The organism is Nonomuraea sp. ZG12 (assembly GCF_052068115.1).
Taxonomy (GTDB): Bacteria; Actinomycetota; Actinomycetes; order Streptosporangiales; family Streptosporangiaceae; genus Nonomuraea.
The window spans coordinates 371036-397210 of the sequence record NZ_JBQHCW010000006.1 but is presented as its reverse complement, the minus strand read 5'-3'; the positions used below and the strand labels follow the sequence as shown (position 1 = coordinate 397210).

The window sequence follows — 26175 nt, the reverse complement described above, 5'->3', positions numbered from 1 at the left end:
GTTAGCCCGCTAGCATCGAGATCGATGATGAGACAACGGCTTTCCCGCGAGCAGCGCCGCGACCGTATCCTCGCCGCAGGTGCCGAGGTCTTCGCGGCGTCGGGATACAGCGCAGCAGGGCTGCGCGAGGTCGCGCGTCGTGCGGGCATCAGCACCCCAGTGCTGTATGACCACTTCACGTCGAAGGCCGAGCTGTACGCGACGCTGTTGCGTCGCGAGATCGATTCCCTCCTGGGCAGCTGGGACGGCCGGCCGGAGCCGTCCGCCGACATCACGCCATTCGAGTTGTTCCATTCCAGGGCCGTGGCGATCTTCGCTTGGATTGAGCGCAACGAACTTGGCTGGCAAATGATCTTCGGTGAGACACCGGCCGAGGAGTCCGTGGCGCGGGAACAGCAGCTCGGCCAGGCCCGTGCCACAGCACAACTGGCCCAGTTGTTCGCCGTCGTACCTCGGCTGGACCTGACCACGCCGCTCGATCGGACCCGCGTGGATGGGGTGCTGGCCGAGGCCGTGACGGGCGCACTCAACGCGATCGTCCGGTGGTGGTTGGCCAACCGGAATGTGCCGCGAGAACACGTAGTGATGCTTGCGACCGACTTGCTATGGCGCGGCCTGGGTCAAATCATCGTGAATCAGGAGGATCTTGCATGACAACGACTGCCGAGAACAACGACCCGAGCGGGTGCCCCGCTCGGCCAACCGCGAGCCGGCATGAGTCAGCCATCAGCTCGCGGCAGAGTCGCTTCCGCCGTTTGCAGAGCGCCTTCTTCTCACGTATCCGGCACCCTGGCGCGGCCACCATCTCCGGTGGAGAAGCGGTCGACTGGAATCCGCGGCTGTTGCGCGGGAGACACTGCGTGCTCGTCAGCTACCGTGCGGACGGTACCCCGGTTCCGACTCCGGTCTGGGTCGCCGTTGACGGTGACAGGGTGTTCATGCGGACCGGCGCAGACGCCTTCAAGGTCAAGCGGGTCCGTCGTGATCCCACCATCCTGCTCGCGCCCAGCACGAGTCGCGGTCGCCCCACCGGAGCGGCAATGCCAGGTCTTGCCCGAGTGCTCGGCCGAGACGAGGAGCCGGTCGCGGAGCGTGCTCTCCGAGCCCGTCACGGCCTGCTGCGACGCTTCTACTCAAGGACGGTGGACGACCACCTGCCCACGGTCTACATCGAGATCGGACCTCGGCCGGCCGAAAAGGGGAAGGGTAGCTGAGTCCCCGGCCGCCGGCCCGCATTCGGCAGCGTCGCCTGCTCATTGACGTCGTGAAGCGCGACGGCGTCTAGATCGCGATGGCTCGGAGGCCGAGGGCGATGAGGACGACCGCCGTCGCCTTGCCGACCGCGCGCTTGAAGCGGGCATGGTGGACCAGGCGCGCCCCTCGGCGCAGGAGGACCGTCCAGAGGCTTGGGTGTAGACGGAAGCGCTGCGTTTCGGCTGGTCCATCGGCGCGGGAGGCGGGGGCAGAGTGGTGGGGCGCCAGGTCCACAGGCCCAGGCGGACGAGGTAGGCAGCACCGAGGAGTTTGACGGCCGTCAAGGCCTGGCTGGAGTGCATGACCAGCGCCGACAGGCCGGCGATGGCCAGGGTGGCGTGGGCGTACAGGCCGGTGACCGTGCCGAGGATGACGGGCAGAGCCTGGCGGTGACCGCCCGCGGTGACGTACTGGATCAGCAGGGCCAGGCTGGCTCCCGGGGTGGCGATGAGCGGCAGGATCGCCAGGAGGAACGCAGCGACCGCGTACGGGTGGATCATGCGCGGAGCGCGACGCGGTAGTGGATGCCCAGGCGCCGCTACGAAGGCGGGGGCGAGATCGTGCTGATCGCCGGCACGCTAATCTGCGCCCAGCGCCACAGCGGGACGGACAACGGTGGCTCAGAGCCAGGTGGATCGCAGGTCAGCCAGCGCCTCAGGGACATTGGGGAACGTCTTCTTGACGCATCCCGGCTCATCCAGACTATTGCAGGATCATCGCGACCCGCTTCAACGACTGCTCACCGCGGAGGATCTCGCCGGGCTCATCGACGATCCCGATCCCTGCATCCGCCACCGCGCAAAGCGGCTTCAGGCGGTAAGGCCACAGGGATGGCAGGAAAGCGGTGCCCATCGGCAGTTTTAGACCTCGTGGCCTTGCTCGGGTACGTGCGACTCTTTCCATGCACCTATTGAGAATCGGAGAGAATCATGAAGCGTATTGTCATGACGGCCATCACGGCGGCATTTGTGGCGGGAGGGATCGCCGCGGTGGTCGCCGCTCCGGCGAACGCGGACAGCGTCCGGATCACCACGGTCGGCGAGGCCGGTGCTGTCACCAGCGACAACCGGGACATGTAGTCACTGGCGAGGACGTCCACCTCTCTCCGGGCGTTCTCGCCAACCCAGTGACTCCCGAAGCCCGGCCCTCGGGAGCCGAAAGCAAAGCAGGTGAAGCGGTGCCCGCCGAGATTCTTCCTGGAAACTGCGCTCCACGCTTGACGCCATGACCCGCGCGCAGTTGGACAAGCAGCCGCGAGAAGTCGCCGAGATGTTCGATCGCACGGCCCGGCGATACGACTTCGTGAACGACCTCATCTCGTTCGGCCAGATGCGGCTGTGGCGCAAGGCCGCCGCCGACGCCATCGATGCGGGCCCCGGCGAGATCGTCCTCGACCTGGGCGCGGGCACGGGCACCTCCACCGAAGCCTTCACCGGCTCTGGCGCCCGCGCGATCGCCTCCGACTTCTCCATCGGCATGTTGAGCACGGGCGTCAGGCGCAGGGGACGCAACGCGCTCACCGGTTCGGGCGTGCCGTTCATCGCGGGCGACGCGCTGAACCTGCCGTTCGCCGACGACGCCTTCGACGCCGTCACGATCTCCGCAGCGCTGCGCAACGTGCACGACACCGAGCAGGCACTGCGGGAAATGCTGCGGGTCACCAAGCCGGGTGGCAAGCTGGTGATCCTCGAATCCTCCCACGTGACGATCAAGTCGTTCGACCTGGTCTACCGCGAGTACCTGATGAGGATGCTGCCCACAGTAGGCAAGATCTTCGGCTCGAACGACGACTCCTACGAGTACCTCGCCGAGTCCATCAGAGACTGGCACGACCAGCCTGCCCTGGCCAGGCTCATCCAGAGCAGCGGCTGGGAGCGGGTGGCGTGGCGCATCCTCAACCTGGGCATCGTCGCCCTGCACAGGGGCTACAAGCCCCGGCGTTGAACCACTGGCGTCGCGTTCGACACCGACCTTGAGGGGTGCCGGACCGGACAGAGTAGACATGCATGCATACATGTATGAAATGCGAGCGGAGCTGCCCACTGACCATGAGAAAGGCGTGAACACGCATGAAGGCCAGGGCGCCGCGTCTCGCGGCCATCTCGCTATATCCGGTCAAGAGCACGGCGGCGCGCGAGGTGGATCGGGCACGTATGGGGAGATACGGCCTTGCCGGCGACCGGGAATGGATGGTGGTGGACGGCGACGGCAGCGAGGTGACCGCGCGCGAGCTGCCCGCGCTTCTGCACATCACGGCCGGCAACAGGGCCACGGGCGGGCCCCAAGGGGTTGATCTCCGGCTCGATGCCCCAGGAGTCCCCGGGCTCGAGCTGACTGGCCCAGGTGAGGGTGACCGCAAGGTGCAACTGTTCGGGGAGCCCCTGATCGCACGTCCGGCTGGAGCGCATGCCGACGCCTGGCTGCGCAGAGCGATCGGTCGCGACGACGTGAGCCTGGTCCGGTGTGCCGCGCCCGAGGATCGGCGCGTGTCCTTCGGTAGTGGCCTCACCGGCCACGCCGCATTCCAGGACAAATCTGCGGTCAGTCTGGTCTCAACCGCCTCGGTTGCCCAGGTCAACGAGTGGGTGGGCGCCCCCCAACCGCTTCCAGCCAACCGCTTCCGCGCCAACCTCCTGATCGACGGTGTGGAGCCGTTCGCCGAGGACGGGTGGGGGGCGGTACGAATCGGAGATGCCGAGCTACGAGTGGCGGGTCCAATCCCCCGATGCGTCATGACCACCATCGACCCCGTCACGCTGGCTCGGGGCAAGGAGCCGATTCGCACGCTGGCCCGGCACCGACGCTGGAGCGGCAAGACATGGTTCGCCGTCCATCTGCTGGTCGACCGTCCTGGGACAATAGCCGTCGGAGACGTGGTCGAGTTCGAGCCTGGCTCCGGTGCCGCACCGCAAACCCAGCGGCCGGTGTGATCGTGGGCCACTGTGCGTCCCGGCCGGAATCCATCACTGATTGGCAGATAAAGAGCTTTATCCGTCGTCGGCCAGCCGGACATGATGAACGCAAGGCCAGGCTCCCTGCCGCAGACTCGTGGCCCTCTCGGCACCTGGCCCTGGTGCGACTCGGAGAAGCGCACTTACACCGCTGCTACCAGGTCTCCTCCTGCGAAGGGGAATATGGTCTCGATCTTTCTCGAAGTCGATCGGGTCGCGTAGCGGGTCCACCGGCTTGGTTTTCAGGTCTGGGCCCGCGTCCGGCGGTAACTGCACGCGAGCAACCGCGGCGGCGATCAGATCGGCCATGCCCGGAATGAGCAAGGCACAGCCGCCGGCGGCGAGGACCGCGGGCTCTTCCAAACATCCGGAACCGACATGGCCACGCGCCGCTTTCAAAGGACAGACCCATGCAGAACGACAAGAGGCTGCCGCCAGGGCAACGCCGGGCCAACGGGTTCCCACGCTTCGGCTCGCACCTTTCCCGGCCTGCGCCGGCCGTACCGGCCGACCCTGTCATCGAGATGCGCGGTGCGGTGACCGAAGGATTCGACCTGCCACTCGCCACGCTGTCGACGCTCCCTCGCCTGGAGATCGCCGCCGACTTCCATTGCGTCGCCGGCTGGTCGGCCACTGATCTCCACTGGGAGGGGGTCTCGTTCAAGACGGTCTACCGTGCCATCATCGAACCGGCGCTACGGCCCGGGACGACGGTCACTCATCTCCTGTGTCGCGGACTCGACGGATGGGAGTCGGTGCTGACGATCGAGGACGCGTTGGCCGACGACGTGCTCATCGCCGAGAACCTCAACGGTCACCCGCTCAATGGTGACCACGGAGCACCGGCCAGGCTGGTCAGCCCCCGACAGTACGGCTACATCAGCGTCAAGCATCTCTCACGCATCGACGTTCTGACCACCGCGCCGGAGCGCGCCGAAGGACTATTGCTGCGGACGCATCCGAGGGGGCGAGTCTGGGAGGAAGAACGGCACGGTCTGTTCCCCGGCAAGGTGGTGCGTCCCCTTTACCGGACGTTGATCGCCCCCATCAGGTTCCTCAGTTCCCGGGGTGCCTCCCGCTCCTCCTCCGATCACGAATCGAGACCGCCAAGCATTTGATCGGCCCCTTCTCGCCGATCGGATGCGGCGTCCCGTTCCGGTACGCCGCGATTCGCACACTCTCTTTCCGACCACGCGGCCGTCTGCGTGGGGAACGTGGCGCGCAGCCAGCCGACCAGCACGCCCAGGTTGCCGTAGGTGACGTACGGGTAGTCGTCCGGGCCGAAGGCGTCACTGCGCAGATCTCGGGCGTACGGATGGAAGGCGCCCCGCCACTGCCTGCCGCCCGCCCGCTCGGCCAGGCCGCGCAACACGGTCTGACCGGCCAGGGTGGCATCGTGGGCCGAGGGGCGTTCCAGTTCGACGCCGAACTGGTGGTCCAGGGAGATGAGCACCTTGGCGGTGGGCTGCTCGGCGAACACCCGGTCGTGGGCGGCGTTGTAAGCGCCGGCGAGTTCTCGTAGAAGGCCACCCGCTGACTACGCAAGGCTGGGTCCGCTATCGATACAGCGGGGTCAGCGCGGCTGGGCGGCCCCTTCGGGATCGCTGTGGCGCCGGCCGGCCATTGCGACGAGACCGGCCGTGGTAGCGGCGGCGAGGTCGGTGATCATCGTTTCGTCGACCGGCAGGTTGATGATGTACAGGCCGGCCGCGAGGGAGCCGAGCAGTAGCAGGTGGGCCAGCGCGGGGTCGACGGGTCCGGCCAGCTCGCCGCGGACCATGGCCCGTTCGATGATGTCGGCAAGGCAGGTGTGTTCGGCGGCCAGGAAGGTGTCCTGGAACCGCTTATCCAGTTCGAGATTGACGGCGAGTTCGCTTATCAGAGCCGGTGCCACTTGTCGGGCCGCCGGGGTGGCCATGCGGGCATGAAACGCGCGGACCAGTGCCAGTAGGTCCCCCTGCAGAGAGCCGGTGTCGGTCAATGGAGGCGGCCACTGTCCGCGCACGGTGGCGACGAACGCCATCTCGGCCTTGGAGGCGTAGCGGCGGTAGATCGCCGCCTTGCCGACCCCGGCCCGGGCCGCGACCTGGTCGACGGTCAGCGCCGGGTAGCCGGCCTCTTCGATCAACTCCCGGGTGGCCTGCAGGATTTTGTGATCCACGCGACTGTCGCGAGGGCGTCCGCCTTGTTGCCTTCCAGCTGTCATACCTGCATGATACGAAACGTGAGTACCGAAACTCTAGTATCGAAACCAGGCCGCTCCCCCCTCGTGCACCAGCCGCGCCATCGCCGACGAAGCCGCACCGCGCGGCTTCGCAACACGAACGGGGGAATCAGATCATCAAGTGGGCCGGCTGGATTCTCGCGCTCTCCGGAGCCGCGCACGCTCGACGCCCTGACAGTGGAGAAGGCCGCGAGCCATGCCGGAACATGGTTCAGCGGAGGGCTGTGGCACGAGGACCTGGCTGAGATGAGCCCGGCAGGCAGCGCGTACTGGCTGAGCGTGGACAGCTTCGGGCCCACCACTCATCGTGATCGGCCTGATCGTGATGTGGCTGGATCGCCGCGGCAGCACGCCGCCGCCGTTCATCGCCTGAATTCTGGGGCTCTGGACCGTGATCGATGCCGTCGTCCAGCCGTTCACGCCCTGGCCGCTCGGCGTGCTCGCGATCATCCTGCTGCTGGTCGGCGCTCGCCGCGCCACCCGCCACGACAACCCCACCTCCCAGGCCGGGCTTTCCCGATGACGTCAGGCACGCCGGAACATCTACCAGTGATAGGCGGTATGTCGCCATGAGACTTCCCAGCAGTGCGCACACCGATCAGCCATGGCGGATCAACGAGATCGCCGCCGACTTTCACCTCGAGGACGTGTGGGCGCTACCCACCCCCGGCGGCCCGGACGACTTCGCGCGATTCGTGCGGATGGGCGAACGGATCGCCGGCGACGATCACCACCCCACGGACGGCTGGGCATGGCCGGCGCGCGCACTGTGGGACCTGCGCTGGCAACTCGGTCGATGGCTGGGCTGGGACAAACCCGAACACGACCTCGACGTCCGGGCGCCGTCCCTACGTGACCGGCTACCGGCCGACTTGCGCGACGGGCCACCCCCGCCAGTGCCCCACGGGACACCGTTTCGCCCGGTCTACCTCACGCACAACGAGATGTGCTGGGAGCTGTCCAACAAGACCGTGCACTGCCTGTCCCATTACGGGTGGGTCCCCGACGGCTCGGGCGGCTACCACGCGCAGGCAGCCGCGCTGGTCAAACCGAATGGCGTTTTCGGGCGGGCCTACATGGCCGGGATCCGGCCGTTTCGCTACCTGATCGTCTATCCGCAGCTGATGAAGCAGATCGACCGCAGGTGGCAGAACACCCCACCCGGCCCCGCCACCGAGCCGAACCCGCAACGGCCGACATCCGGTGAGCAGGTGATCCGAGCTCACCGATCGGGCCGGTGACGCACACTTTTCCATGCGTTACGAGACACCGCCGTTCCCGCACAACAGAGCAGGGGAACTCATGCTCCGGCATCACGTCAGCTTCCATCATCATCACCCTGCCCGAACATCTGCGCAGGTCGCTGACCTGGGATCAAGGATCGGAGATGGCCCAGCACGCCAACTACGCATCGACACCGGGCTGGAGATGGCGTGATATGTGGGGTGTGTGTCGTTGACGCTATCGCCTGGCGTCAACGACGCTGAAGGAGTGACAACCCCCAGACCACGTGTCGTCTTTGTAGTCTTCGAGGACTTCCAGCCGCTGGACCTTGTCGGCCCGTACGAGGTGTTCAGCCATCCGGGTGAGTACCTGTGCCAGATCGTGGGGTCCGAATCCGGGCCGGTGCGCTCTCACAGTGGCCTGTACGTCCACGCTGGGCACGATGTCGACGACCTCGATCCGTACGGCATCGACACGCTGATCGTTGTCGGTGGCGCCGGTGTGGACAGGGCACGGCAGGACGACGCTCTGGTCCGGTGGATCGCCGCTGCCGGGGCATCCGCGCGGCGCGTGGCTTCTGTCTGCAGTGGCGTGTTTCTGCTCGCCGCGGCCGGCCTGTTGGGCGGCTGCCGGGTCACTACGCACTGGCGCAGGGAAGATCAGCTTGTCCGGGAGCATCCCGAGGTCATTGTGGACTGCGATCCGATCTTCATCCGGGACGGTCACGTGTGGACCTCAGCGGGGGTGACCGCGGGAATGGATCTCGCGCTCGCACTGGTCGAGGACGATCTCGGGCGGGGAGTCGCACATGACGTGGCCCGCGAGATGGTGCTGTTCCTGCGCCGCCCGGGCAGCCAGTCGCAGTTCAGCGTGCAGTTGTGGTCCGCGCAGCCATCCAGCGACCCGATCCGTGTGGTGGTGGAGGCGATCCACGCGGATCCGGGCGCCCGGCACGGCCTGCTGGAGCTGGCGGACCGTGCCGGGTTGAGCCCGCGTCACCTGCAGCGGCGGTTCACCGCTGAACTCGGTGTGCCGCCCGCGACGTACGTGGAACGGGTGCGGGTCGAGGCGGCGGGCCGTGCCCTGGTCGAGGGTGACGAGCCGGTGGAGGTGGTCGCCCGGCGAAGCGGTATCGGCACGGCCGAGTCCCTGCGCCGCGCGTTTCACCGCCATCTGGGGGTCCCGCCGTCCGAGTATCGGGACCGGTTCCGATCTACGAAGGAGTACGCATGACGAGCTATGGGTTGCTGATCTTCGAGGGTGCGGAGGAGCTCGACTTCGTCGGGCCCTGGGAGGTGTTCACCGCTTCCGCCATGATCCGCGACCAGGGTGACACGGCGGTGCTGATCGCCGAGCGAGAGGATCCGGTTCGCTGCGCCAAGGGCATGCGCGTGCTCCCCGATCACACGCTGAACAACCACCCGCCGCTGAACGTCCTGCTCGTCCCCGGTGGCATGGGCACCCGCCGGGAGGTGTCCAATCCGGCAGTGACCGGCTGGATCGGCAAGGTCTCCTCCGAGGTGGACTGGGTGACCAGCGTCTGCACCGGCGCGCTGCTCCTGCACGAGGCAGGGCCAGCACGGAACCGCCGTGTCGCCACCCATCACAGTTTCGAGAACACGCTCCAATCCCGTGGAGAAATCACCGTTGTGCGTGACGCGCGGTACGTCGTCGACGGCAACCTCGTCACCAGCCAGGGCGTCTCCGCCGGAATCGACATGGCGCTGTGGCTGATCGGCCGCTTGCATGGCCGCGACCACGCGCGTGCGGTCTGCCGCTACATCCAGTACGAGCCCGCGCCGCCGTACCTCGCCGACGAGCCCATCGGCTGACTACCGCGATGCCAAAGATGTCGACGGCTCCGACCTGGTCGGGGTGCCGGTAAGAAGCGTGTCATAAGCCCCAAACGAGCGTTGCCGCGGGAGCGACTACCGCTTGGACCTGCATTCCCTGCCGGTCAATGATGCCAAGGCCCGGACGCAGCCAGGGCCCGCGGGCTGCACGGGCCCTGGCTCGTTCTGGGGTGAGGTCGTCATGCGGTGGCGGGCTGGAGGAGTTCGATCTCGATGGCCAGCACGCCGAGCGCCTCCTTTCCGGGCCGTAGCTGCGGCGGATGTTGGCCAACTGTCGCTGCTGATCTTCTGGGGTTGCTTGCCAGCCAGACAACAGCAGCCGGACGACAGCGAAACGACACCAGGACGACACCGGACGAGAGGAACGTGACCAACCCAGGAGATCACCGCGATCAACCCGCGCCCGGAAAGGTGCGCTCGATCAACGAGGTTCTGGCGGTGAAACCACACCGGCGACATGCTCTCCCGGTTCACCGTGTCCGTCAGACGCCTGTGCCTCGCACCGATACCTGAGGGCCGGCCGACCGGCGACGGCCTCGACCTGTTCAGCCGCCTGGGGCGTGGTGAACCTCGATTATCTCCACCCGGCCTGCCGGCCGCGACCACCACTCGATACCGCCGCCAGTCGCCGTAGCGGCTTCACACGCGGTGACCTGCCGCGCCGGCGCATGGCGGATCACGAGCCGAAGGGCCGCCATGCCCGCCACGACCGCCACGACCGCCACGACCGACGACGTCCGACACCGACCCCAAACTCGTGGAGAGGGGAGATTCACACGTGATCACAGATGGGCCACCACGGCGGCCCCCGGTAAGCCGAGCCTGCTTACCGCCACGACAGGCCGAAGGCCACCAGCCACCTGAACGGTCCACCAAGAAGGCGCGAACCCCGTTCCGATCCGTGCTCGCCTACGCCCCCTCCGGGGTCAGCGCGTTCGGCCTGGCCGCAATCAGCAACATCTTCGCCGATCGAAGCCACCTGGGATTGCCCCCGCTCGACTTCGCCGTCTGCGCCGACCGCGCCGGCACCCTGCGCACCGACCTCGGCATGTGGACGCACGTCGAGCACGGACCCGAAGCGATCGCGAACGCCGACCTGATCATCGTGCTGCCCACCGACCAACAGCCGCTCACCCTTCCCGCACCCGTCACCAAGGCGATCACCGACGCCTACCACCGGCAGGCCCTCATCGCGGCCTACTGCGCCGGCTCATTCCTACTGGCCGAAACCGGCCTCCTCGACGGCCTGCGCGCCACCACCAGCCGGCCACTGGCCACCCACCTGGCCCAACGCCATCCGGGCATCATCATAAAAACCGACGCCCTCTACGTCGACGAAGGCCAGATCGTCACCGGCACCAGCGTGACCTCCTGCATCCACATGTGCCTGCACCTGCTGCGCCGCGAACACGGCGCGGCCGTCTCCAACGCCGTGGCCAGGGAATGGATGATCACGCCACGTCGGGAGAGCGGGCAGACGCGATACGTTCCCACCACCGCACCCGCGGGCACCCGATCACTGGCCGACGCCGAGGACGCCCGCCTGGCCGACCTGCTCATCTGGGCCCGCACCCACCTGCACCACCCCATGACGGTCAACGACCTCGCCAAACAGGCGTTGATGAGCGCTCGCACCTTCGCCCGACGTTTCCGGGCCGTCACCGGCACCACACCCCACGCCTGGCTGAACGACCAGCGGCTTGACCTCACCGAGGAACTGCTGACGTCCACCACCCTGTCCATCCAGGAAATCGCCAGACAGGCAGGCTTTGCCTCCAGTGGCGTCCTGCGCACCCAATTCACCAAACGCCACGGCATCGCCCCCAGCGTCTACCGGCACAAACCCGCCCAGGACCGAGCGGATCGTCCAACGCACCGGCGATCCGCCACTCGGTCGGCTCAGGACGAGGTCCGCCACCGGCCTGGCGAGACCGGTGGCTCATCCGGCCACGTCACAGACATGAACGAACGATGCACGCCTGATGACTTTCATCGAGAGGATCTGGCCACGTGAAGATCCCCAGGGCGCAATATGAGGCCACGGCAGCCGTCTTGTCGATCCCCTCAAAGTGTGGAGACGGTTCTATGCCACAGCGGCCCTCAGCAGGGCCGTTGATGCTTGCCTCTTCTCGATCATCTGACGCTCGAATGTGACAGGCGGCAGCCCGTCGTTGGCACTGTGCCTGCGCTTGATGAGGCGGTGGCCGCCGCACGTCACGCAGACACACCGTGTCGAAACAGCCACAATCAGCTACTCACTGGTGAGTGCCGGATACTTGCGGCATGGCGGGCGCGACACGCAAGATCCTGGAGATCAAGCCGAGGCAGTCCTGGCTGGTCCTCTCCGAGGGTCGCTGGGCCTACGACGCACCGCCCAACCACTCGTCGATGCCACTGGAACGGACCTCCATCTGGCTGCTGCCCCGAGCACCCCCGCCTGGACGTCGAATCCGAAGCTCGGGCGCGCCTGCAGCCCGGCGACCCGGACCTCGCCCAGCCGCTGCGATTGGTCATCAGCACCGGACTGGGTGCATGGTCCGACCACTGCATCTTCCACACCCTCAACTGGGTGGTGCCTTCAGAAATCGAGCTGTTCGCCGACCAGCCCCACGCGATCGCTACAGCCTCCGGCCGCAGCGTCCCAACGAACCAGGACGCCGCCAAGAGGCTGCTGGAGCAGCGAGGTCTCTGGAGAGGCGCTGCAGTAGCCGCCGGGGTGGTGCAGGCGGCTGCCAAGTGGGGGCAGGCCTGGGCGCGGCGAGTGTGCCCAGGTCAAGTACAGGAATCGGTTACGGCGTCCCGCCCTCGCACTACCGGCGCACCCGGACCCGCATGGCGGACCACGCGTGCCTTCACTCGTACGGTGTCAGGAACTCCCGCGGCTTCAGGGCCCGGGACATGATCCGCACGTTGCCGATCCACCCGTGACACGGAACGAACTCGGCACGATGCCGCTCCCGAATCCAGACTGAACACCCGTTTCGAGGATGCGCACCGTGACAGTCGCCTGCACCGCGCCGCGCAGGCTCGAGGTCAGCCACAGACGCTCGTAATCTCCGCCGCCCGCGTCCAGGCAGAGGACCAACGACACCTCGCCGAGACGGTCGGCGAGATGATGGAGGTAGGCGGGCAGATCAAGGCTGCCGGATTCCTCGCCTGTCTCCAGCAGCACCACCGCCCTGGCGTGCTCGCCGCCCGTACAGCAGGACGGTCCCGCTCGACGCCGTGCCCGACGTCGCGGGCACGTCCACGAAGAGGAGTGGGGCGCGGCCATCGAGCTGCACCACTTCGCGCCGCGCATCGGGAAGAGCCCGCGACGTCACCCAGGCCCGCACGTGTTCGACGGCCGCTCGCAAGTGACCGTGCTCCTCCCATTCGGCGTCGTAGGCAGCCGACACGGCGGGAATCTCGACCAACCCGGTAAGGCTGGGCAGCACGGCCTTCGTCCAGGAATCGCAATTCGCGGAAGCTTTTCGTGATCCATGCAGTCATAGCCGCATTGCGAACTGCGCACTTCGCTGCGGTCGCCGATGTCTTTCCGGCTGATCTGCCCGACGCGGCCCCCGCGGGCGGGTCAGGTTCGGCCTTGAGGGGAGCGCCATGGGAGGGGTAGGGCGCGGCGGGGGCCGGTCATCCGCTGCAGGCCCTGGTCGATGTCGGCGAGGGACTCCGCGGTGAGGCGTGAGCTCAGCTGGTCGACCGCGCTCTGGGCGAGCCAGTAGATCAGCACCGGACCCGTTCCAGGACCGCTCTCCGCCATGATCGCGAGCAGGTCTGTCAGCGGGGCAGGGTGGTCGAGCCGGTCGAGCGCCGCTTCCACGTCGGGCTCGGTGAGCGGGGTGGGGAATTGCTGGCGGATCGCGCCCTGGACCTTGCGGATCCTGCCGGTCTGGGAGGACACCGTCCTCGGAGGCCGGCCGCTGAAGAGCCTGCGCGGGCTCCGCAGCACGCGGGTGAGCGCGGGGGCGGTCATCCTGGTGAGGCCGTCCTCGATCTCCCGCTTGATCGGGCCTTCCAGCCCCAGTTGTCTCAAGGCGTGCGCGGTCAGCCCCGACAGCAGCGCCGCACCCGTTCCAGGGCCGCTCTCCGTCATGATCGCGAGCATGAACGCCTGGGGAGGGACTTCGTCCAGGGCCTCGAGGATCTCTTTGACGTCCGCGGGGAGGAGCAGGCGGCCGCGGCTGAGCCGCAAGATGCTGCGGTGATGCTCCAGGCCGGAGTCGCCGAGGCAGGCGGAGACCGGCTTGACCAGGTAGCGGTGGTGGTGGAGCTGCTGGGCGACCTCCTTCCTGTCGTGGCGGTCTCCCAGCTCGCGCAGGACGCTGTCCAGCACGGTGGCGTCGCGGGAGGGCCCGATCAGGTGGAGCAGCTCGTCGACGGTCATGTTCGAGAGGAGCTGCTGCCGCATCCTGGCGTCGCCTATGAGGAAAGTGATCAGCAGCTTGACCAGAGGCTCGCAGTGGGCGGATGCCGCCTTGAGCGCCTTGGCGAGGGGGCGGGGAACCTCGCTGAGGCCGGCGAGGTCGTGGTGGAGGTTCTCGAGGTCGTGGCGGTGGAGGGCGGGGCCGTACAGGAGGCGCAGGAGGATCTCGAAGAAGGCACCCGTGGTGGGGGAGTCGGCCAGCCGGTCGGGCAGCCGGGTCAGGTTCCGCTTGACGATGTCGCGATAGACCGGGCGGTCGTCGTCGGCGATGCGGTGGAGCGCCTGCGACAGATGAGCGTTGAGCTCCTGGAGCCGCACCTCGTCCGCGCCGGCGAGGCTGTCGAGGGACTCGGGGAGCAGCTGCCTCACGGAGGAGGCGAGGCTGATCGCGGTGTGCTCGCGTACTCGCACGAGGGCCTCGGCGCGGTCGGTCTCGCTGTCGAGGTCCAGCGGGCGGTCAAGGGCGGCCAGGCGGCGGATCAGGCGGGCCAGGCCGTCGTGCTCGTACTGCGCGAGTTCCTGCTCGTAGCGGCGGGCCTCGGGAGGGAAGTCGTACGGGACGTCCTTCTCCCAGGGGAGCTCCCAGGCGCCGTGGGCGGGGGCGACCTCGGCGAAGGAGAGCCGGATGCGGTGCCTGGAGGCGCTGTTGGTCCAGGTGGAGACGGCGAGTCCGCTGCGCATGCCGTACGGGAGGAGCGCCGCGACGGCGTCGAGGAAGTCGAGCCGCTGCTCCATCGGGAGCTCCGCGCGGACCACGCAGACGGGCTTGCCGGTGAGCAGGAGCGCCGCCGCCCGGCGCGCGGTGGCGTTGGCGATTCCGGACAGCCTGGGCGGGTCGTAGTCGCGGAGGCTGAGCCGGAACGGGCTCTCGCCGGAGAAGTCCTTTCTCAGCAGCGCCTCGTACAGGGCGCGGTAGGAGATCGGGGTCTTCGAGGCCTGCTCCCAGCGGAGGCAGACGTGCCAGGTCATCGTGTACGGACGGTGGAAGCCGTCCTGGGACTCCGGCTTCGTCTGCAGGGACAGACCAAGCCAGGACTCGCCGCGCCGGTTGAAGTGGCTGGCCGCCACGCGCGGCAGCGCCTTGGGCTCTGCGGTGCCTGAGGAGAACGACTTGAGCCAGTCGGAGAACTCCGCCTTGCTCAACGCTCCAGTGCTGAAGCCGATCACGTCGTAGTCGTCCAGGCTCTGCGGCGTCTTGCCGAGGACGGCCCAGTGAGCGGTCGGCCGCGCCGTCATCACCCGCTCCTCATTGAGTGCGGCCTCAGCATGCCGCCGAGCCAGATCACCGGCTCCATGACGTTGATGGGGCGGACGGGGCCGCGGATCGTGAGGCCCCCGTGGGGGTCGTCGATGACGTTGAGGAAGTCGTCCGGATCGAACCGGCCGTAGCGCTCGTCGATGTACATCCCCACCGACGAGGTCACGAAGAACTTCGCGCGGTCCTTGTGGAAGTACGTCTCGATCAGGTCGAGGATCATCTCCGCGTTGTGGTTGCGCCCGCGCCGGCAGAGCTGGTGGAAGAAATCCCTGGCGTGGTCCTCGGCCACGCGCGGGATGCGCAGCTCGTCACTGAGATCGGGCTCGGCGAACCCCCACTGGTCCGCCAGCGCCAACACCCGTGGGTCGTCATATTTCGTGATGCAGACGGCGATGTAGTGCGGGAGCTTGCCGTCGGCGTACTCGTTGCCCGCCAGCATCTGCGCGGCCACCTCGTTCAGCGCCGAGTCCAGGTGCTTGAAGGCGTCGCCGACCAGGCTCTCCCGGTCCGGGTCGAACATGTAGATCAGCCCGCGGCTCCTGACCAGGCTGGACACCAGGGCCTCCTTGTCGACGCTCGCCTGCGGGTCGGCGTACAGGCCGCCGCGCGGATCCAGGAAGTCCAGTTTGATCCTCGGGGCCCTGCCCGGCTGCGTTCGCCACGGCCGCCACCACTGCCGGTGGTCCTCCCCTGGGCCGATCAGCAGCCAGCTGTAGTACGTCAGGGACTCGGTCGAGTCGGGGAACCTGCGATCGTCCAGCAGCCTGTTGCGGAGCTTGATCAGCTCCGCCCCTGAGGCCTGGTTCTCGCCGACCAGCTTCCAGTTCGTCTCGGCCCTGTTCAGCGCGATGCTCAGCGCAGCTAGGAAGGCGGTCTTGCCGCTACCCGAGGCGCCCCACATCGCGATGTCGGGCGCCGGTTCGGTCTCGGTCACGCGGGGTCCTCATTTCAGCTGACGAGGGGAAGGGCGAGCGCGCCGCCGGTGGACGTCAAGTCGAGGCGGGCGGCGAGCTTCTCGACGTCCACCGCGTCCACCTGGTACAGCGCCGCCGGGCCGAGCCGCTCCCAGACCGGCGAGGTGCCGTCGCAGATGGCCGCGCACTTCATGCCGTGGCGCTGCTCCAGCTCCTGCAGCAGGATCTGCCAGTCGTGCCGGAGCGGGCAGGGCGGCACGCGGTCCCTGCCGACCCTGCGGGGGTGCGGCGGGCGCGCGCCGACCGTGAGCAGGGCGGTACGGGCGCCGTCCTGCCTGAGCCGGCCGCGCAGCTCGGCTAGGACGTCCTCCACCTGGGCGGCGTTCGGGTACGTCGGCGGAGCCGGGCGCAGCGAATCCAGCGCCAGCCTGGCCTCGGCCGCCGAGCCGGCCCAGATGGCCACCCTGGGCGAGACGTGGATCGGGTGACGTTCGCCGAAGACATGGGTGCCGTAGCTCATGATCGAGATCTGTGTGGGGGTGTCGGCCAGCAGGTCGATGAGGTACGCGGGCCAGTGGCAGCGGGCCTCCAGTTCGTCCTGGGTGCCCGTGGTCTCGATGGCGCAGATCAGGTGGGCGGGGCGGGGGGAAGGGGGGCGGAGCCGTACGGGGAGGTCGGCGACCACCTCCGTCCAGGAGCCGGTGTGCGGGCGCAGGCCCACGATGCCGGAGAAGCGGACCTGGCCGGGGCGCTCCAGCACCGCTCTGAGCGTGTGCCGGCCCGCAGGCAGCGGCGCGTGGTCGACCGAGACCAGGCCCGACGGTTCGAGCGGGCCCACCCACGCCGAGACCGCCAGCAGCATGCCGCCGGGGTCGGTGCAGGTCACGGTGACGTGGGCGTCCTGGCCCGGCAGCGTGCCCGCGCCGAAGAGCGGCTGCCCGGCCAGCTCCAGCTGCCCGTCCCCGGCCCGTTCCCTGGCCACGATCAGGTCGTACGACTGCCGCAGCGGAACCCGGGTGGCCAGGTCGCGCAGCAGGCCACCCGCCTTGATCGCTGGCAGGTGCGCGACCTGGGCGGCAGGGCACCACGCGGTGAGCGCGCGCAGGCTCGCCTCTTGTTCGGGTCCGGCGGCGGTGTGCAGCACGACGACCTGGTCGAGGCCGTCGGGGGAGACCAGCTCGCGGGCGACCCGGCCCACTGCGTCCGCCACCTCGTCGCCGGTGGCGGTCAGGGTGGACCACTTGGCGGCGGCCCTGCGGATGACATACGGCGTGCCGATCTCGTCCGCGCGGACCTCGAAGAACCGGATGCCGGCGACGTCGATCTCCACGACGGTCAGCCGCTCCACGAACGACGCGATGAGGTCGTGGATGGACGCGCTCATCGATCGGAAGCGTAGAGTTTGGGGGAATTTGTCAATATTACGTCCGTTTCATGCATATTTGTTACCCGTGTCGCGGTAACGGGTCCATTTGTCAGACGTGGTTGATGCCTACCTTGTTGATGGCGTTGCTTACTTCGTCGTTGCCGACTGTTGATGCTAATCAGTACGCTGCCGAGAGGGTAGCGGCGGGACTCTCGGGAGCGGCATGTGATCGGTAAATGGTTGATCATTCTGTCAGGTGCCCGGCAGGACGTGCTGGAGAAATACGATGGCGAACGCGCCAGGTTCGTCGGCCTGGGCGGGGCCATCCTCACCACCGCCTGCCTCGCCGCGCTGGCCATGATGTTCGCGCTCTCCTCGGCACTCAAGGTCTTCCTGCCGCTCGCCATCGCCGGCGGCCTGGTCTGGGGCGTGGTGATTCTGGGCCTAGACCGCTGGCTCGCCACCTCGCTGCCGGTCAAGGGCCGGCGGCGGTTCTGGCTCGCCCTGCCCCGCGTCCTCCTGGCACTCCTCCTCGGCGCTGTCATCTCCACACCGCTGGTGCTGCAGATCTTCAAGCCGGAGATCGACGCCACCATTCTCGACATGAAACAGGAACGGCTCGACGTCTTCACGCGCGCGCAGCAGACCGGCGAGACGGGCAAGCGCGTGGACACCCTGGAGAAAACGGTGACGGAGCTCGAAGCCGTGATCGCCTCCCGAGGGGAGACAGCGCTCGACCCTGCCTCCGACCGGCGGATCCAGGAGCTGGAGAAGTCACGCAAGGGGGCGGTGAAACAGCGGGACACGTTCTACGACGAATGGCAGTGCCAGCTTTACGTGGGTCCGCCGAAATGCGCCAAAAAGGGTCCCGGACCGTTGTCCCAGGCGGCCGAACAGGCCTACCAGCGGGCCGCCACCCGGGTGAACGACATCGACCGGCAGATCCAGCAGCGCCGCGACCAGCTCGTGAGCACCCAGGCCGCTGGACGGGCCAGGCGGCTCGAAGCGGCGGAGGAGGAGCTGCCGGAGGTGCGGGCCGAGCTGGAGCGGCTGACCGGCCAGCAGACCGACCTTCGCGACCAGTTCGTCGAGGAGAACCACGGCTCCGACGGCCTGCTGCTCCGGCTCGAGGCGCTCAGCCGGGTCTCCCAGGACAACACCACGCTCAACATGGCGCGCCTGCTGCTCTTCCTGTTCATCCTGGTCATCGAGTGCCTGCCGGTGCTGGTCAAGCTGATGCAGCGGCCGGGGTCGTACGACAAGATCGAAGAGAAGCTGGACGCGAAGCGGCTGCGTGACGCGCTCGACGACATTCGCGACGAGCCCGGCCAGACGCGGCGCTTCACCTCCCCCTACGAGGCGCCCGACCACGACGATCCCGGCTCGTACCCCACGGACAACTACGGGACGCGCAGCTTCGAGGACGACGCGCTGCGCGCCCTGCGCGACACCCGATCCGGCGGTGGGCGTTACGAGCGCGTCGGGCAACTGAACGATGATTGGTGACCGCGTCGCCGGCCGCTTCGTCATCGAAGCGCCCCTGGGCAGGGGCGGCATGGGGCGGGTCTGGCGTGCCAGGGACCGCGCACTGGACCGGACGGTAGCGCTCAAACAGATCCGCCCCGACATCGGGTCAGTGCCCCAACTGGCGGCGCGGGCCAGGCGGGAGGCGCAGGCGCTGGCGAGGATCGTCCATCCCGGCATCGTCAGGGTGCACGACATCCTGGACACCCAGGACGGGCCGTGGATAGTGATGGACTACGTCCGCGGCGACACGCTCGGCACGCTGATCGACCGCTCACCGCTGCCGGAGCTCGAAGCGGCCAGGATCGGGGCCCGGGTGCTCGACGCGCTCACGGCCGCGCACGCGGTGGGGGTGTATCACCGCGACGTGAAGCCGGACAACATCCTCATCACCGCCTCCGGCGAGGTGGTGCTGGTCGACTTCGGGATCGCCGCCATCGAGGGCCAGTCCTCGCTCACCATGCTCGGGCAGCTGGTCGGGACCCCTGACTTCATGGCGCCCGAGCGGCTTCATGGCGACCCGGCCGGAGAGGCGGCCGATCTGTGGTCGCTCGGCGCCACGCTCTACACGGCGCTGGAGGGTCGGCCGCCGTTCCGCAGGAGCAACAGCGCCGCCATCAGGTTCGCGATCCTGAGCGCCGATTGCGACCCTATGCTCCGCTCCTGCACTCTCGCCTCAACGATCGGCCGCTTGCTGGACAAGAACCCCGGCACCCGTATGAAGGCCGCCGAACTGGCCCACGACCTGAAACGTCTCCTTGAACCGCCCCGCTCTCCCGGGAACGGGGACCGTCATCCACGATCCGGGCGAAATGCTGTCGGAGGCGGACCGGTCAGGCGCGATCCGTCCGTTGACAAGGCCGCGAGAGATCCTGCTGGAAATCAGGGCGGAGGCGGGGCGGTCAGGAGAGGCGTGCCGCCGCAAGGGCGTCCCACCGTGGGGAAGGCTCGGCCGCCTGCTCGGCGCTCGATCGTGCACCAAGGGGGGAAGCTTCTCGAGCTTCCCGCCGCCGATGCCGCATTGGTGCTCGGAGAACGGTGGCAGGAGCTGACCGCCGACGCGGTGGAGGAGATGTGCAGGCAGGCTCCCAAGAGCGCCAAGATCCTGCAGATGCTGCTCCCCCGGCGCGCGTGCCGGCTGCTGGATCAAGTCCGCGACCCTGCCCTGGTCGCGGGGGTGGTGCTGGCGATGGACACCCGCCACCGCGGTCACATCCTCGGCGGCATGCACGACAGGAACTCCGCCGCCGCCATCGGCGCGATGGCCGCCACCGATCCCCGCCAGACGGGCCTCGCGGTCGCCGCCATACCGGAGGATGCGGCCGTACGCGCCCTTAACCGTCTCTCGCCCGCCACCATCGCGGACGTCCTCACCCACTGCTCCCACTCCGCCCGCGACCACCTCCTCTCCCGCCTCCCCGGCACCACCCGCGAAGCCGTCAAACGCAGGCTCACGGGCTGACGCTTTCCCGGTCGAGTGACGTGGAGCCGACCGTCCTCTTCGCACGGCGCCACCGATCGAGCAGAATTAGCTCGAACATGCGTTAAGTTGCTTGAATCGCGGTGCAAATGCTTGACATTGAGCACAACGAACCAGACGTTTGCCGCAAACGCCTGGCGAAAGGTGGGCGAAGATGGCGAATCGGGCATCGAGTCAGGGGCTCGCGCTTCGAGCCGCCCGGCTCTGGGCGCGGATGGTGCCGTGGCGCGGGCTACGGCCGAGTACTGCCCTCATCGCCTGCGTCGTGGTGTTCCCCACCCACCGGCGGTGGAGACGCTGATCTGTGAGCTCCAGCGCTCACATCCGCCGTCGAAGCTGAGGTGGAAGCTCGATCATGGTCCACAACTCGCGAGCGTCAACGAGAACGGGCGGGGCTCCGTGAGACTGGAGGCCCGCCCGTACCTGCGATGTTTGCCCTGGTCAGCGGCCGGAGCCGCTGACCAAGGTCGAGTGCCCCCTGTAGGATTCGAACCTACGCACCCGGCTCCGGAGGCCGGTGCTCTATCCCCTGAGCTAAGGGGGCTCAACGTGTGACAAGGCTACCAGCATCCCGACCCCACTCGGCACCAGATAAAGGTCCGCGAACACATCCCGCGAAGACCGCACGTGACCGCCCTGCTACAGGTAGCTTTGCCGCCGTGGGTGAGGTTCTTGGGAAAGTACTGGTCGTAGACGATGACGAGGTCATTCGTCAGCTCATCGCGGTCAATCTCAACCTTGAGGGGTTCGAGGTGACGACCGCCACCGATGGGCAGGACTGCCTTGACCAGGTGCTCGATGTGATGCCGGATGTGATCACGCTGGACGTGATGATGCCGTGCCTCGACGGGTGGGCGACCGCGCAGCAGCTACGCAGCGGGGAGGCGACGAGTCACATCAAGCTGGTGCTGATCACCGCGCGGGCCCAGGACGACGACAAGAGGCGGGGGCGGAGCATCGGCGTCGACGCCTATCTGACCAAGCCCTTCGATCCGGCGGAGCTGATCCAGGTGGTTCGGGAGTTGGCAGGCCGATAGTCAGGCGAGCAGGCCGTGTTTGCGGGCGGCTGCGGCTGCCTCGGTGCGGGTGGAGACGTCCAGTTTGGCGAGGATGTTGGACACGTGCACGCTCACCGTCTTGGGGGCGATGAACAGCTGTGCGGCGATCGCCCGGTTGGTCAGGCCTTCGGCTACGAGTCGCAGGACCTCTGTCTCTCTGGCCGTGAGGCCGCCTTCCGCGTCGCCGGGACCGAATCGGGCTCTTCTCCCGAATTCGGCCAGGGCGGCTTCGAGGGGGGCGGCTCGTAGCTTGCCGGCCTGCTCTCTGGCGAGCTCCCATTCGGCCTGTGCGGCCGGCCGGTCGCCGCTGGCCAGCAGAGCCTCCGCGAGGCGCCAGCGGGCTCTCGCCTCCTCGTAGATGAAGCCGTAAGAGAAGGCCGTGACGACCTCGCGCCACAGGTCGACGTCCAGGCGGCCGTGGACGCGATGCCACTCCGCCTCCAGGCGCAGCGCCCAGGCCTGGCCTTCGGGGCCCAGCTGGCCACCCTCGCCGACGGGGCCGGTGGTGACGGAGAAGCGGGCGCGGGACAGCAGGTCCTCGGCGCCTTCGGTGATGCCGAGGTCGGCCATGGCCCACAGGCCGATGGCGGCGATGCGGATGGTGCCGGACTCGCCGGGGTCGAGGGTGGCGAGGGTGGCGTGGATGTGGTCGAGGGCGGTGGCCGGGTCGCCCTGCCAGAGGGCGTGCTCAGCGGCGAGGCCGCGGGAGATGTAGGCGACCAGGGAGTCGCTCCAGAAGGGGCGCAGCCAGGCGAGGCGGTCCTCGACGGCGGGCAGGCCGCGGGCGACCTCGATGAACAGGGCGTAGGACGACAGGGTGGCCTCGGGGACGGTGCCGACGCGGGCGCCGAAGCTGCCGGCCACCGACTCGGCCTGGTCCCACTCCCCTGCCACGTAGTGGATGAGGAAGCGCAGGAAGCGCAGGTCGGTGCCGTAGGTGCTCCACTTGAGGCCGCTTTCGACGGCGAGCCGGATGCCCTCGTCGGCCACCTCCGCCGCCTGGGCGAGCAGGCCCTGCTCGTAGTGGATGCGGGCGTGGTGGAAGCGGGCCCGCAGGTCCATGGCCAGGTCGCCGGTGCTCTCGGTGGAGGCGGTCTCGACGAGGTCGTGGGCGGCGGCCATGTCGTGCCGGATCTCGGTGAAGGTGGCCAGCGTGAGCAGGGCGCCGACCTCGGCGTCCTTGGCTCCGGCGGTGCGGGCGGTGGCGAGCGCGCGGTGCGCGAGCTCCTCCACCTCGGCGTGGCGGGGGCCCCACAGGAGGGTGCGGGCGTAGGTGGCCAGGGCTCTGGCCAGGGCGATCTGGTCGAAGGCGGTCTGCACGGCGTGCTCGGCGGCGGCGACCGCGGCGTCGAAGTCGTCCATCTCGAACAGGTAGTAGGCCAGCCGTTCGCTGACTTCGGAGGTGGGCGGCAGGGCGCGCAGGGCGGCGACGGCGCGGTGGTTGTCGCCGCTGTCGGCGGCCATGACGGCGCTGCGGAAGGCCAGCGCGACGCGGCTCTCCCCGGCCAGCTCGGCAGCGTCGGGGACCCGGTCCCACAGGCTGAGCGCCTGGTCGTAGTGGCTGTGCGCCTCGGCGGGGGCGCCGAGGCGCTCGGCCACGCGGCCCGCCTCCGTGGAGGCGGCCAGCGCGCCGGCGAGGTCGTGGCTGGCCAGGTGGTGGTGGGCGAGCTCGGCGGGCGCGGTGAGCAGGCGGGCGAAGTCGGCGTGCAGGCGGGTGCGCTCGCCCGGCAGCAGGTCGGTGTAGACGACCTCCTGGAGGAGGGCGTGGCGGAAGGCGTAACCGTGGCCCTGGACGCGCAGCAGGCCGCGCGAGACGATCTCGCGCACCGCCTCCTCGAAGTCGGCCAGGGGCAGGCCGGAGACCTCGCGCAGAAGCTCGTCCTCGACGCGGCGGCCGGCCACGGCGGCGGCGCGCAGCACCTGCTGGCCCGCCGGGGACAGCACCTCGACCCTGGACATGAGCAGGCTGGTCAGACCGTCGGGGAGGGTGTCTCCCTCGGCCACGGCGGCGAACAGCTCTTCGGCGTAGAAGGGGTTGCCCTCGGCCCGGGTGACGATCAGGCCGAGCTCCCGGGCGTCCACTCGCCCCAAAGTGCTGACATAGTCGGACATGTCGCCGCTGCCCAGCGGGCCCAGCTCAACGTGGGTGACGCTGGGCAGCCGCTTGAGCTCGGCGAGGACCGAGCGCAGCGGGTGGCGGCGGTGGAGATCGTCGGTGCGGTAGGTGCCGACCACGCACACCCGCTCGGTCTGCACCATGCGGCTGAGGAAGACCAGCAGGTCACGGGTCGAACGGTCGGCCCAGTGCAGGTCCTCGATCACGAACACCACCGGCTGGACCTCCGACAGCAGCCCCAGCAGCGAGCCGAACAGCCGCTGCTGGGTGAGCCCGGCCGACGGCGCGCTCTCCGTGCCCGGCAGGAGCTGGCCGAGCATGGGATGGGCGGCGGCGGCCTCGCGCACCCCCGGCTCCGCGCCGCGCAGCGCGTCGGCCAGCGGGAGGTAGGGCAGCGCGTCGCCGAGCTCGGCGCACTGGCCGACCAGCACGTTGAAGCCGCGCCGGCGGGCCTCCGCGACCAGCTCGGTGACCAGCCGGGTCTTGCCGATGCCGGCGTCACCGCCGACGAGCGCGACCCCCGCCGTGCCTGCGGCGGCCGCTTCGAGCACCCGCGCGAGCCGAGCGAGCTCGACCGAGCGCCCGACGAGAGTTCCGTTCACGCAGTCACTATGCCACGCCCCGCCGACATCCCCATTGGTCCATAATCAATGGCCGTGATTGGCCCTGCCAAGCGGACCAAAGCGCGCCTACGCTGGGCATTCGTGATCTCCTCCACCACGTTCGCCCTTTTCGTCGCGGCCTCGCTCGCGCTGGTGCTCATCCCCGGGCCGAACCACCTCTACATCACCGCCCGAGGCCTGGCCCAGGGCAGGTCGGCCGGCCTGGCCAGCGCGTTCGGCGTGGAAGCCGGGACGCTCGTGCACATCGCCGCGGCCGCCGCCGGGCTGTCGTACGTCATCTCGCGGTCGGCGACGCTGTTCGCGATCGTCAAGTGGGCGGGCGTCGCCTACCTGGTCTACCTCGGTGTACGCGCCTTCACCGCCAAGGGGGAGACCACCACGCAGGCGCCGCCGCCCCAGCCGCTGCGCAAGGTCTTCCTCGAAGGCGTCCTGGTCAACGTGCTCAACCCCAAGGTGACGCTGTACTTCCTGGCGTTCCTGCCGCAGTTCGTGGAGCCGTCGGCAGGGCCGCCCGCGCTGCAGATCCTGATCTTCGGCGCCACCCTGCTCGTCCTGGGGCTGCTGTCGGACATGGTGTACGCGTTCACGGCCGGTGCGCTCAGCGGCCGGCTGGAGCGGAAGGGCACCACGATGCGGTACTTCAGCGGAGTCGTCTACCTGGGCCTGGGCGTGGCCACGGCGTTCGCCGGGAGAAAATGAGCCGTACAGGCTCAGAGCGCCTCAGCCAGAGTCGCCGGGATGCGGTCGAGCACCGGGTGCGGCACCAGGCCGTAGGCGTAGAAGTCCACCGCCATCGCCCCCGCCGCCTTCGCCCCCCGGGCCTTGGCCACGAGCCGATCGGCGGAGTCGCTGTCAGGGTGCCCCGGCCGCAGCACGGCACGCACCTCCCGGTCCTTGCCCACCGACCGCAGGTAGGCGCCGACGTCGTCGGCCACCCGGGCGGCGTCGCGAGCATAGGCGAGCACACCGAAGGCGGGCACCAGGTCGCCGAGCGCCACCAGGTCCACGCCGAGTTGCCAGGCGTCGTGCGCGGCCAGGCCGGGCGACGGCAGGCCGTCGCGGTAGCCCTTGACGCCACCGGTGGAGTCGATGAAGACCAATTTGGAGCCCTCGGCGGCGACGGCGGAGGCGACCTCGGAGACGAGGGTGGTGACCGTCTCGGAGCGGGCGCGGGCGTAGGCGACGACGTCGGGGCCGGCGTAGGCGGTCAGCGCCGCCCTGGTCACCTCGCCCTGCGCGGGCGTGTCGCCGTCGAGCACGCCGCCGACGATCCGGGCGCACTCCTCGCGCGCCACCGCGGCGTCGACGCCCAGGTCGGTGGCCCGGCGCATGCAGTAGTCGCAGAAGCACAGGCCGAACAGGTAGGTGTCCATCGGCCCGAGCGGCACGAACGAGCGCTCCGGCTTGAGCGGCCTGAAGTGCAGCGACTCGGCGACCACGCTGTCGACGCCGAGCCGGGCGACGGCCCGGGCCAGCGCGACGGCGTACTCGCGCACGTCGGGGTGCGCGGGGCACAGGTCGGACGGGGAGCCGCGATCGCCGAAGCAGTCGCGTACAGTCACGTCGGGGTGCGCGGCGCCGATGGTGGCGTTGCGCAGGAAGACGGTCCAGCCGTGCAGCGTCAGGCCCCGCCTGGTGCAGGCCTCGCGCAGGCCGTCGAGGGCGTCCTGGTGTCCGGCCGTCGGCTTGAGCCGCCGGCCGGAGAACAGGTCGGGCGGCGGGGGGAAGTGCGCTCCGTCGCGGCGGATGGTCAGCTTGGACAGCCCGTGCGGGGTGATGTCGCGGGCGGCGTGGTGGACGGCGCCGATGGTGACGCCGCGCACGCCGTACGCGCTGATCCTGTCGAGCACCCGCTCGACGCCCTCACCGCGCAGGTCCTCGACGAAGACGTACACCGAACTGTCCAC

25 protein-coding genes and 1 tRNA gene are annotated in these 26175 nt (G+C 68.8%); 15 read left to right on the top strand and 11 right to left on the bottom strand.

What is annotated here, in order from left to right:
• The first annotated feature begins 24 nt into the window (after positions 1 to 24).
• Both ACTMTF_RS20440 and ACTMTF_RS20435 read left to right on the top strand, forming a co-directional pair.
• Positions 25 to 654, top strand: a complete 630-nt coding sequence (locus tag ACTMTF_RS20440; RefSeq protein WP_441112101.1) for a TetR family transcriptional regulator — start codon at positions 25 to 27, stop codon at positions 652 to 654.
• Positions 606 to 1214 (top strand): PPOX class F420-dependent oxidoreductase, encoded by a 609-nt coding sequence (locus ACTMTF_RS20435; protein ID WP_441112100.1) that lies wholly within the window; start codon positions 606 to 608, stop codon positions 1212 to 1214. Before ACTMTF_RS20440 ends, ACTMTF_RS20435 begins: the two co-directional genes overlap by 49 nt.
• 39 nt (positions 1215 to 1253) lie before the next feature.
• Here the strand turns inward: ACTMTF_RS20435 and ACTMTF_RS20430 are convergent, their stop codons facing one another.
• Complete coding sequence (locus ACTMTF_RS20430; protein WP_441112099.1) at positions 1254 to 1754, bottom strand: LysE family translocator; 501 nt, start codon at positions 1752 to 1754, stop codon at positions 1254 to 1256.
• 202 nt (positions 1755 to 1956) lie between these two features.
• Positions 1957 to 2106, bottom strand: a complete 150-nt coding sequence (locus ACTMTF_RS20425; protein ID WP_441112098.1) for a hypothetical protein — start codon at positions 2104 to 2106, stop codon at positions 1957 to 1959.
• Positions 2107 to 2183: 77 nt separating this feature from the next.
• On the opposite strand from ACTMTF_RS20425, the gene ACTMTF_RS20420 reads away from it, so the two are divergent.
• The 4 genes from ACTMTF_RS20420 to ACTMTF_RS20405 all read left to right on the top strand — a co-directional run bounded on the left by ACTMTF_RS20420 (position 2184) and on the right by ACTMTF_RS20405 (position 5323).
• Positions 2184 to 2333 carry a hypothetical protein gene (locus ACTMTF_RS20420; protein ID WP_441112097.1) on the top strand — a complete coding sequence of 50 codons (150 nt, stop codon included), beginning with the start codon at positions 2184 to 2186 and terminating at the stop codon, positions 2331 to 2333.
• 145 nt (positions 2334 to 2478) lie between these two features.
• The gene (locus tag ACTMTF_RS20415; RefSeq protein ID WP_441112096.1) at positions 2479 to 3198 is read left to right on the top strand and encodes a demethylmenaquinone methyltransferase; all 720 of its coding nucleotides are present in this window, start codon (positions 2479 to 2481) and stop codon (positions 3196 to 3198) included.
• 125 nt (positions 3199 to 3323) lie between these two features.
• A complete protein-coding gene (locus tag ACTMTF_RS20410) occupies positions 3324 to 4184 on the top strand; it encodes an MOSC domain-containing protein (RefSeq protein ID WP_441112095.1) in 861 nt (286 codons plus the stop codon).
• Between the two features lie 431 nt (positions 4185 to 4615).
• Positions 4616 to 5323, top strand: a complete 708-nt coding sequence (locus tag ACTMTF_RS20405; RefSeq protein ID WP_441112094.1) for a molybdopterin-dependent oxidoreductase — start codon at positions 4616 to 4618, stop codon at positions 5321 to 5323.
• Here the strand turns inward: ACTMTF_RS20405 and ACTMTF_RS20400 are convergent.
• A complete protein-coding gene (locus ACTMTF_RS20400; RefSeq protein ID WP_441112093.1) occupies positions 5296 to 5685 on the bottom strand; it encodes a hypothetical protein in 390 nt (129 codons plus the stop codon). The two genes, ACTMTF_RS20405 and ACTMTF_RS20400, sit on opposite strands and share 28 nt — an antisense overlap.
• A gap of 93 nt (positions 5686 to 5778) precedes the next feature.
• Positions 5779 to 6366 (bottom strand): TetR/AcrR family transcriptional regulator, encoded by a 588-nt coding sequence (locus ACTMTF_RS20395; protein ID WP_441112092.1) that lies wholly within the window; start codon positions 6364 to 6366, stop codon positions 5779 to 5781.
• A gap of 454 nt (positions 6367 to 6820) precedes the next feature.
• On the opposite strand from ACTMTF_RS20395, the gene ACTMTF_RS20390 reads away from it, so the two are divergent.
• From ACTMTF_RS20390 to ACTMTF_RS20370, 5 genes are all read left to right on the top strand, one after another.
• Positions 6821 to 6952: a hypothetical protein gene (locus ACTMTF_RS20390; RefSeq protein WP_441112091.1), complete on the top strand. Its 132-nt coding sequence runs from the start codon at positions 6821 to 6823 to the stop codon at positions 6950 to 6952.
• A gap of 46 nt (positions 6953 to 6998) precedes the next feature.
• The gene (locus tag ACTMTF_RS20385) at positions 6999 to 7670 is read left to right on the top strand and encodes a DUF2867 domain-containing protein (RefSeq protein WP_441112090.1); all 672 of its coding nucleotides are present in this window, start codon (positions 6999 to 7001) and stop codon (positions 7668 to 7670) included.
• Between the two features lie 250 nt (positions 7671 to 7920).
• Positions 7921 to 8886: a GlxA family transcriptional regulator gene (locus ACTMTF_RS20380; protein WP_441112146.1), complete on the top strand. Its 966-nt coding sequence runs from the start codon at positions 7921 to 7923 to the stop codon at positions 8884 to 8886.
• Positions 8883 to 9485, top strand: coding sequence for a DJ-1/PfpI family protein (locus tag ACTMTF_RS20375; protein ID WP_441112089.1), 603 nt, complete (start codon positions 8883 to 8885; stop codon positions 9483 to 9485). The genes ACTMTF_RS20380 and ACTMTF_RS20375 overlap by 4 nt, the downstream gene beginning before the upstream one ends.
• 922 nt (positions 9486 to 10407) lie before the next feature.
• Complete coding sequence (locus tag ACTMTF_RS20370) at positions 10408 to 11520, top strand: GlxA family transcriptional regulator (protein WP_441112088.1); 1113 nt, start codon at positions 10408 to 10410, stop codon at positions 11518 to 11520.
• Between the two features lie 870 nt (positions 11521 to 12390).
• Here ACTMTF_RS20370 and ACTMTF_RS20365 read toward each other — a convergent pair.
• The 4 genes from ACTMTF_RS20365 to ACTMTF_RS20350 form a co-directional block, all read right to left on the bottom strand.
• Entirely contained in the window at positions 12391 to 12681 is a 291-nt protein-coding gene (locus ACTMTF_RS20365) for a hypothetical protein (RefSeq protein ID WP_441112087.1), read from the bottom strand.
• A gap of 399 nt (positions 12682 to 13080) precedes the next feature.
• Positions 13081 to 15165, bottom strand: a complete 2085-nt coding sequence (locus tag ACTMTF_RS20360; protein WP_441112086.1) for a hypothetical protein — start codon at positions 15163 to 15165, stop codon at positions 13081 to 13083.
• The gene (locus ACTMTF_RS20355; RefSeq protein WP_441112085.1) at positions 15165 to 16121 is read right to left on the bottom strand and encodes a hypothetical protein; all 957 of its coding nucleotides are present in this window, start codon (positions 16119 to 16121) and stop codon (positions 15165 to 15167) included. The genes ACTMTF_RS20360 and ACTMTF_RS20355 overlap by 1 nt, the downstream gene beginning before the upstream one ends.
• A gap of 14 nt (positions 16122 to 16135) precedes the next feature.
• Entirely contained in the window at positions 16136 to 17485 is a 1350-nt protein-coding gene (locus ACTMTF_RS20350) for a hypothetical protein (protein ID WP_441112084.1), read from the bottom strand.
• Positions 17486 to 17737: 252 nt separating this feature from the next.
• On the opposite strand from ACTMTF_RS20350, the gene ACTMTF_RS20345 reads away from it, so the two are divergent.
• Positions 17738 to 18973, top strand: coding sequence for a DUF4407 domain-containing protein (locus tag ACTMTF_RS20345; RefSeq protein ID WP_441112083.1), 1236 nt, complete (start codon positions 17738 to 17740; stop codon positions 18971 to 18973).
• Complete coding sequence (locus ACTMTF_RS20340) at positions 18963 to 20453, top strand: serine/threonine-protein kinase (protein ID WP_441112082.1); 1491 nt, start codon at positions 18963 to 18965, stop codon at positions 20451 to 20453. Before ACTMTF_RS20345 ends, ACTMTF_RS20340 begins: the two co-directional genes overlap by 11 nt.
• Positions 20454 to 20943: 490 nt before the next feature.
• Here ACTMTF_RS20340 and ACTMTF_RS20335 read toward each other — a convergent pair.
• Positions 20944 to 21015: transfer RNA gene (locus ACTMTF_RS20335), tRNA-Arg, on the bottom strand.
• Between the two features lie 115 nt (positions 21016 to 21130).
• On the opposite strand from ACTMTF_RS20335, the gene ACTMTF_RS20330 reads away from it, so the two are divergent.
• A complete protein-coding gene (locus tag ACTMTF_RS20330) occupies positions 21131 to 21508 on the top strand; it encodes a response regulator transcription factor (protein WP_397008764.1) in 378 nt (125 codons plus the stop codon).
• On the opposite strand, the gene ACTMTF_RS20325 is transcribed toward ACTMTF_RS20330, so the two are convergent.
• Positions 21509 to 24247 (bottom strand): helix-turn-helix transcriptional regulator, encoded by a 2739-nt coding sequence (locus tag ACTMTF_RS20325; RefSeq protein ID WP_441112081.1) that lies wholly within the window; start codon positions 24245 to 24247, stop codon positions 21509 to 21511.
• Positions 24248 to 24349: 102 nt separating this feature from the next.
• Here ACTMTF_RS20325 and ACTMTF_RS20320 point away from each other — a divergent pair, with 102 nt between their 5' ends.
• Positions 24350 to 24967 (top strand): LysE family translocator, encoded by a 618-nt coding sequence (locus tag ACTMTF_RS20320; RefSeq protein ID WP_397008760.1) that lies wholly within the window; start codon positions 24350 to 24352, stop codon positions 24965 to 24967.
• Between the two features lie 11 nt (positions 24968 to 24978).
• On the opposite strand, the gene ACTMTF_RS20315 is transcribed toward ACTMTF_RS20320, so the two are convergent.
• Positions 24979 to 26175 carry a hypothetical protein gene (locus ACTMTF_RS20315; RefSeq protein WP_441112080.1) on the bottom strand — a complete coding sequence of 399 codons (1197 nt, stop codon included), beginning with the start codon at positions 26173 to 26175 and terminating at the stop codon, positions 24979 to 24981.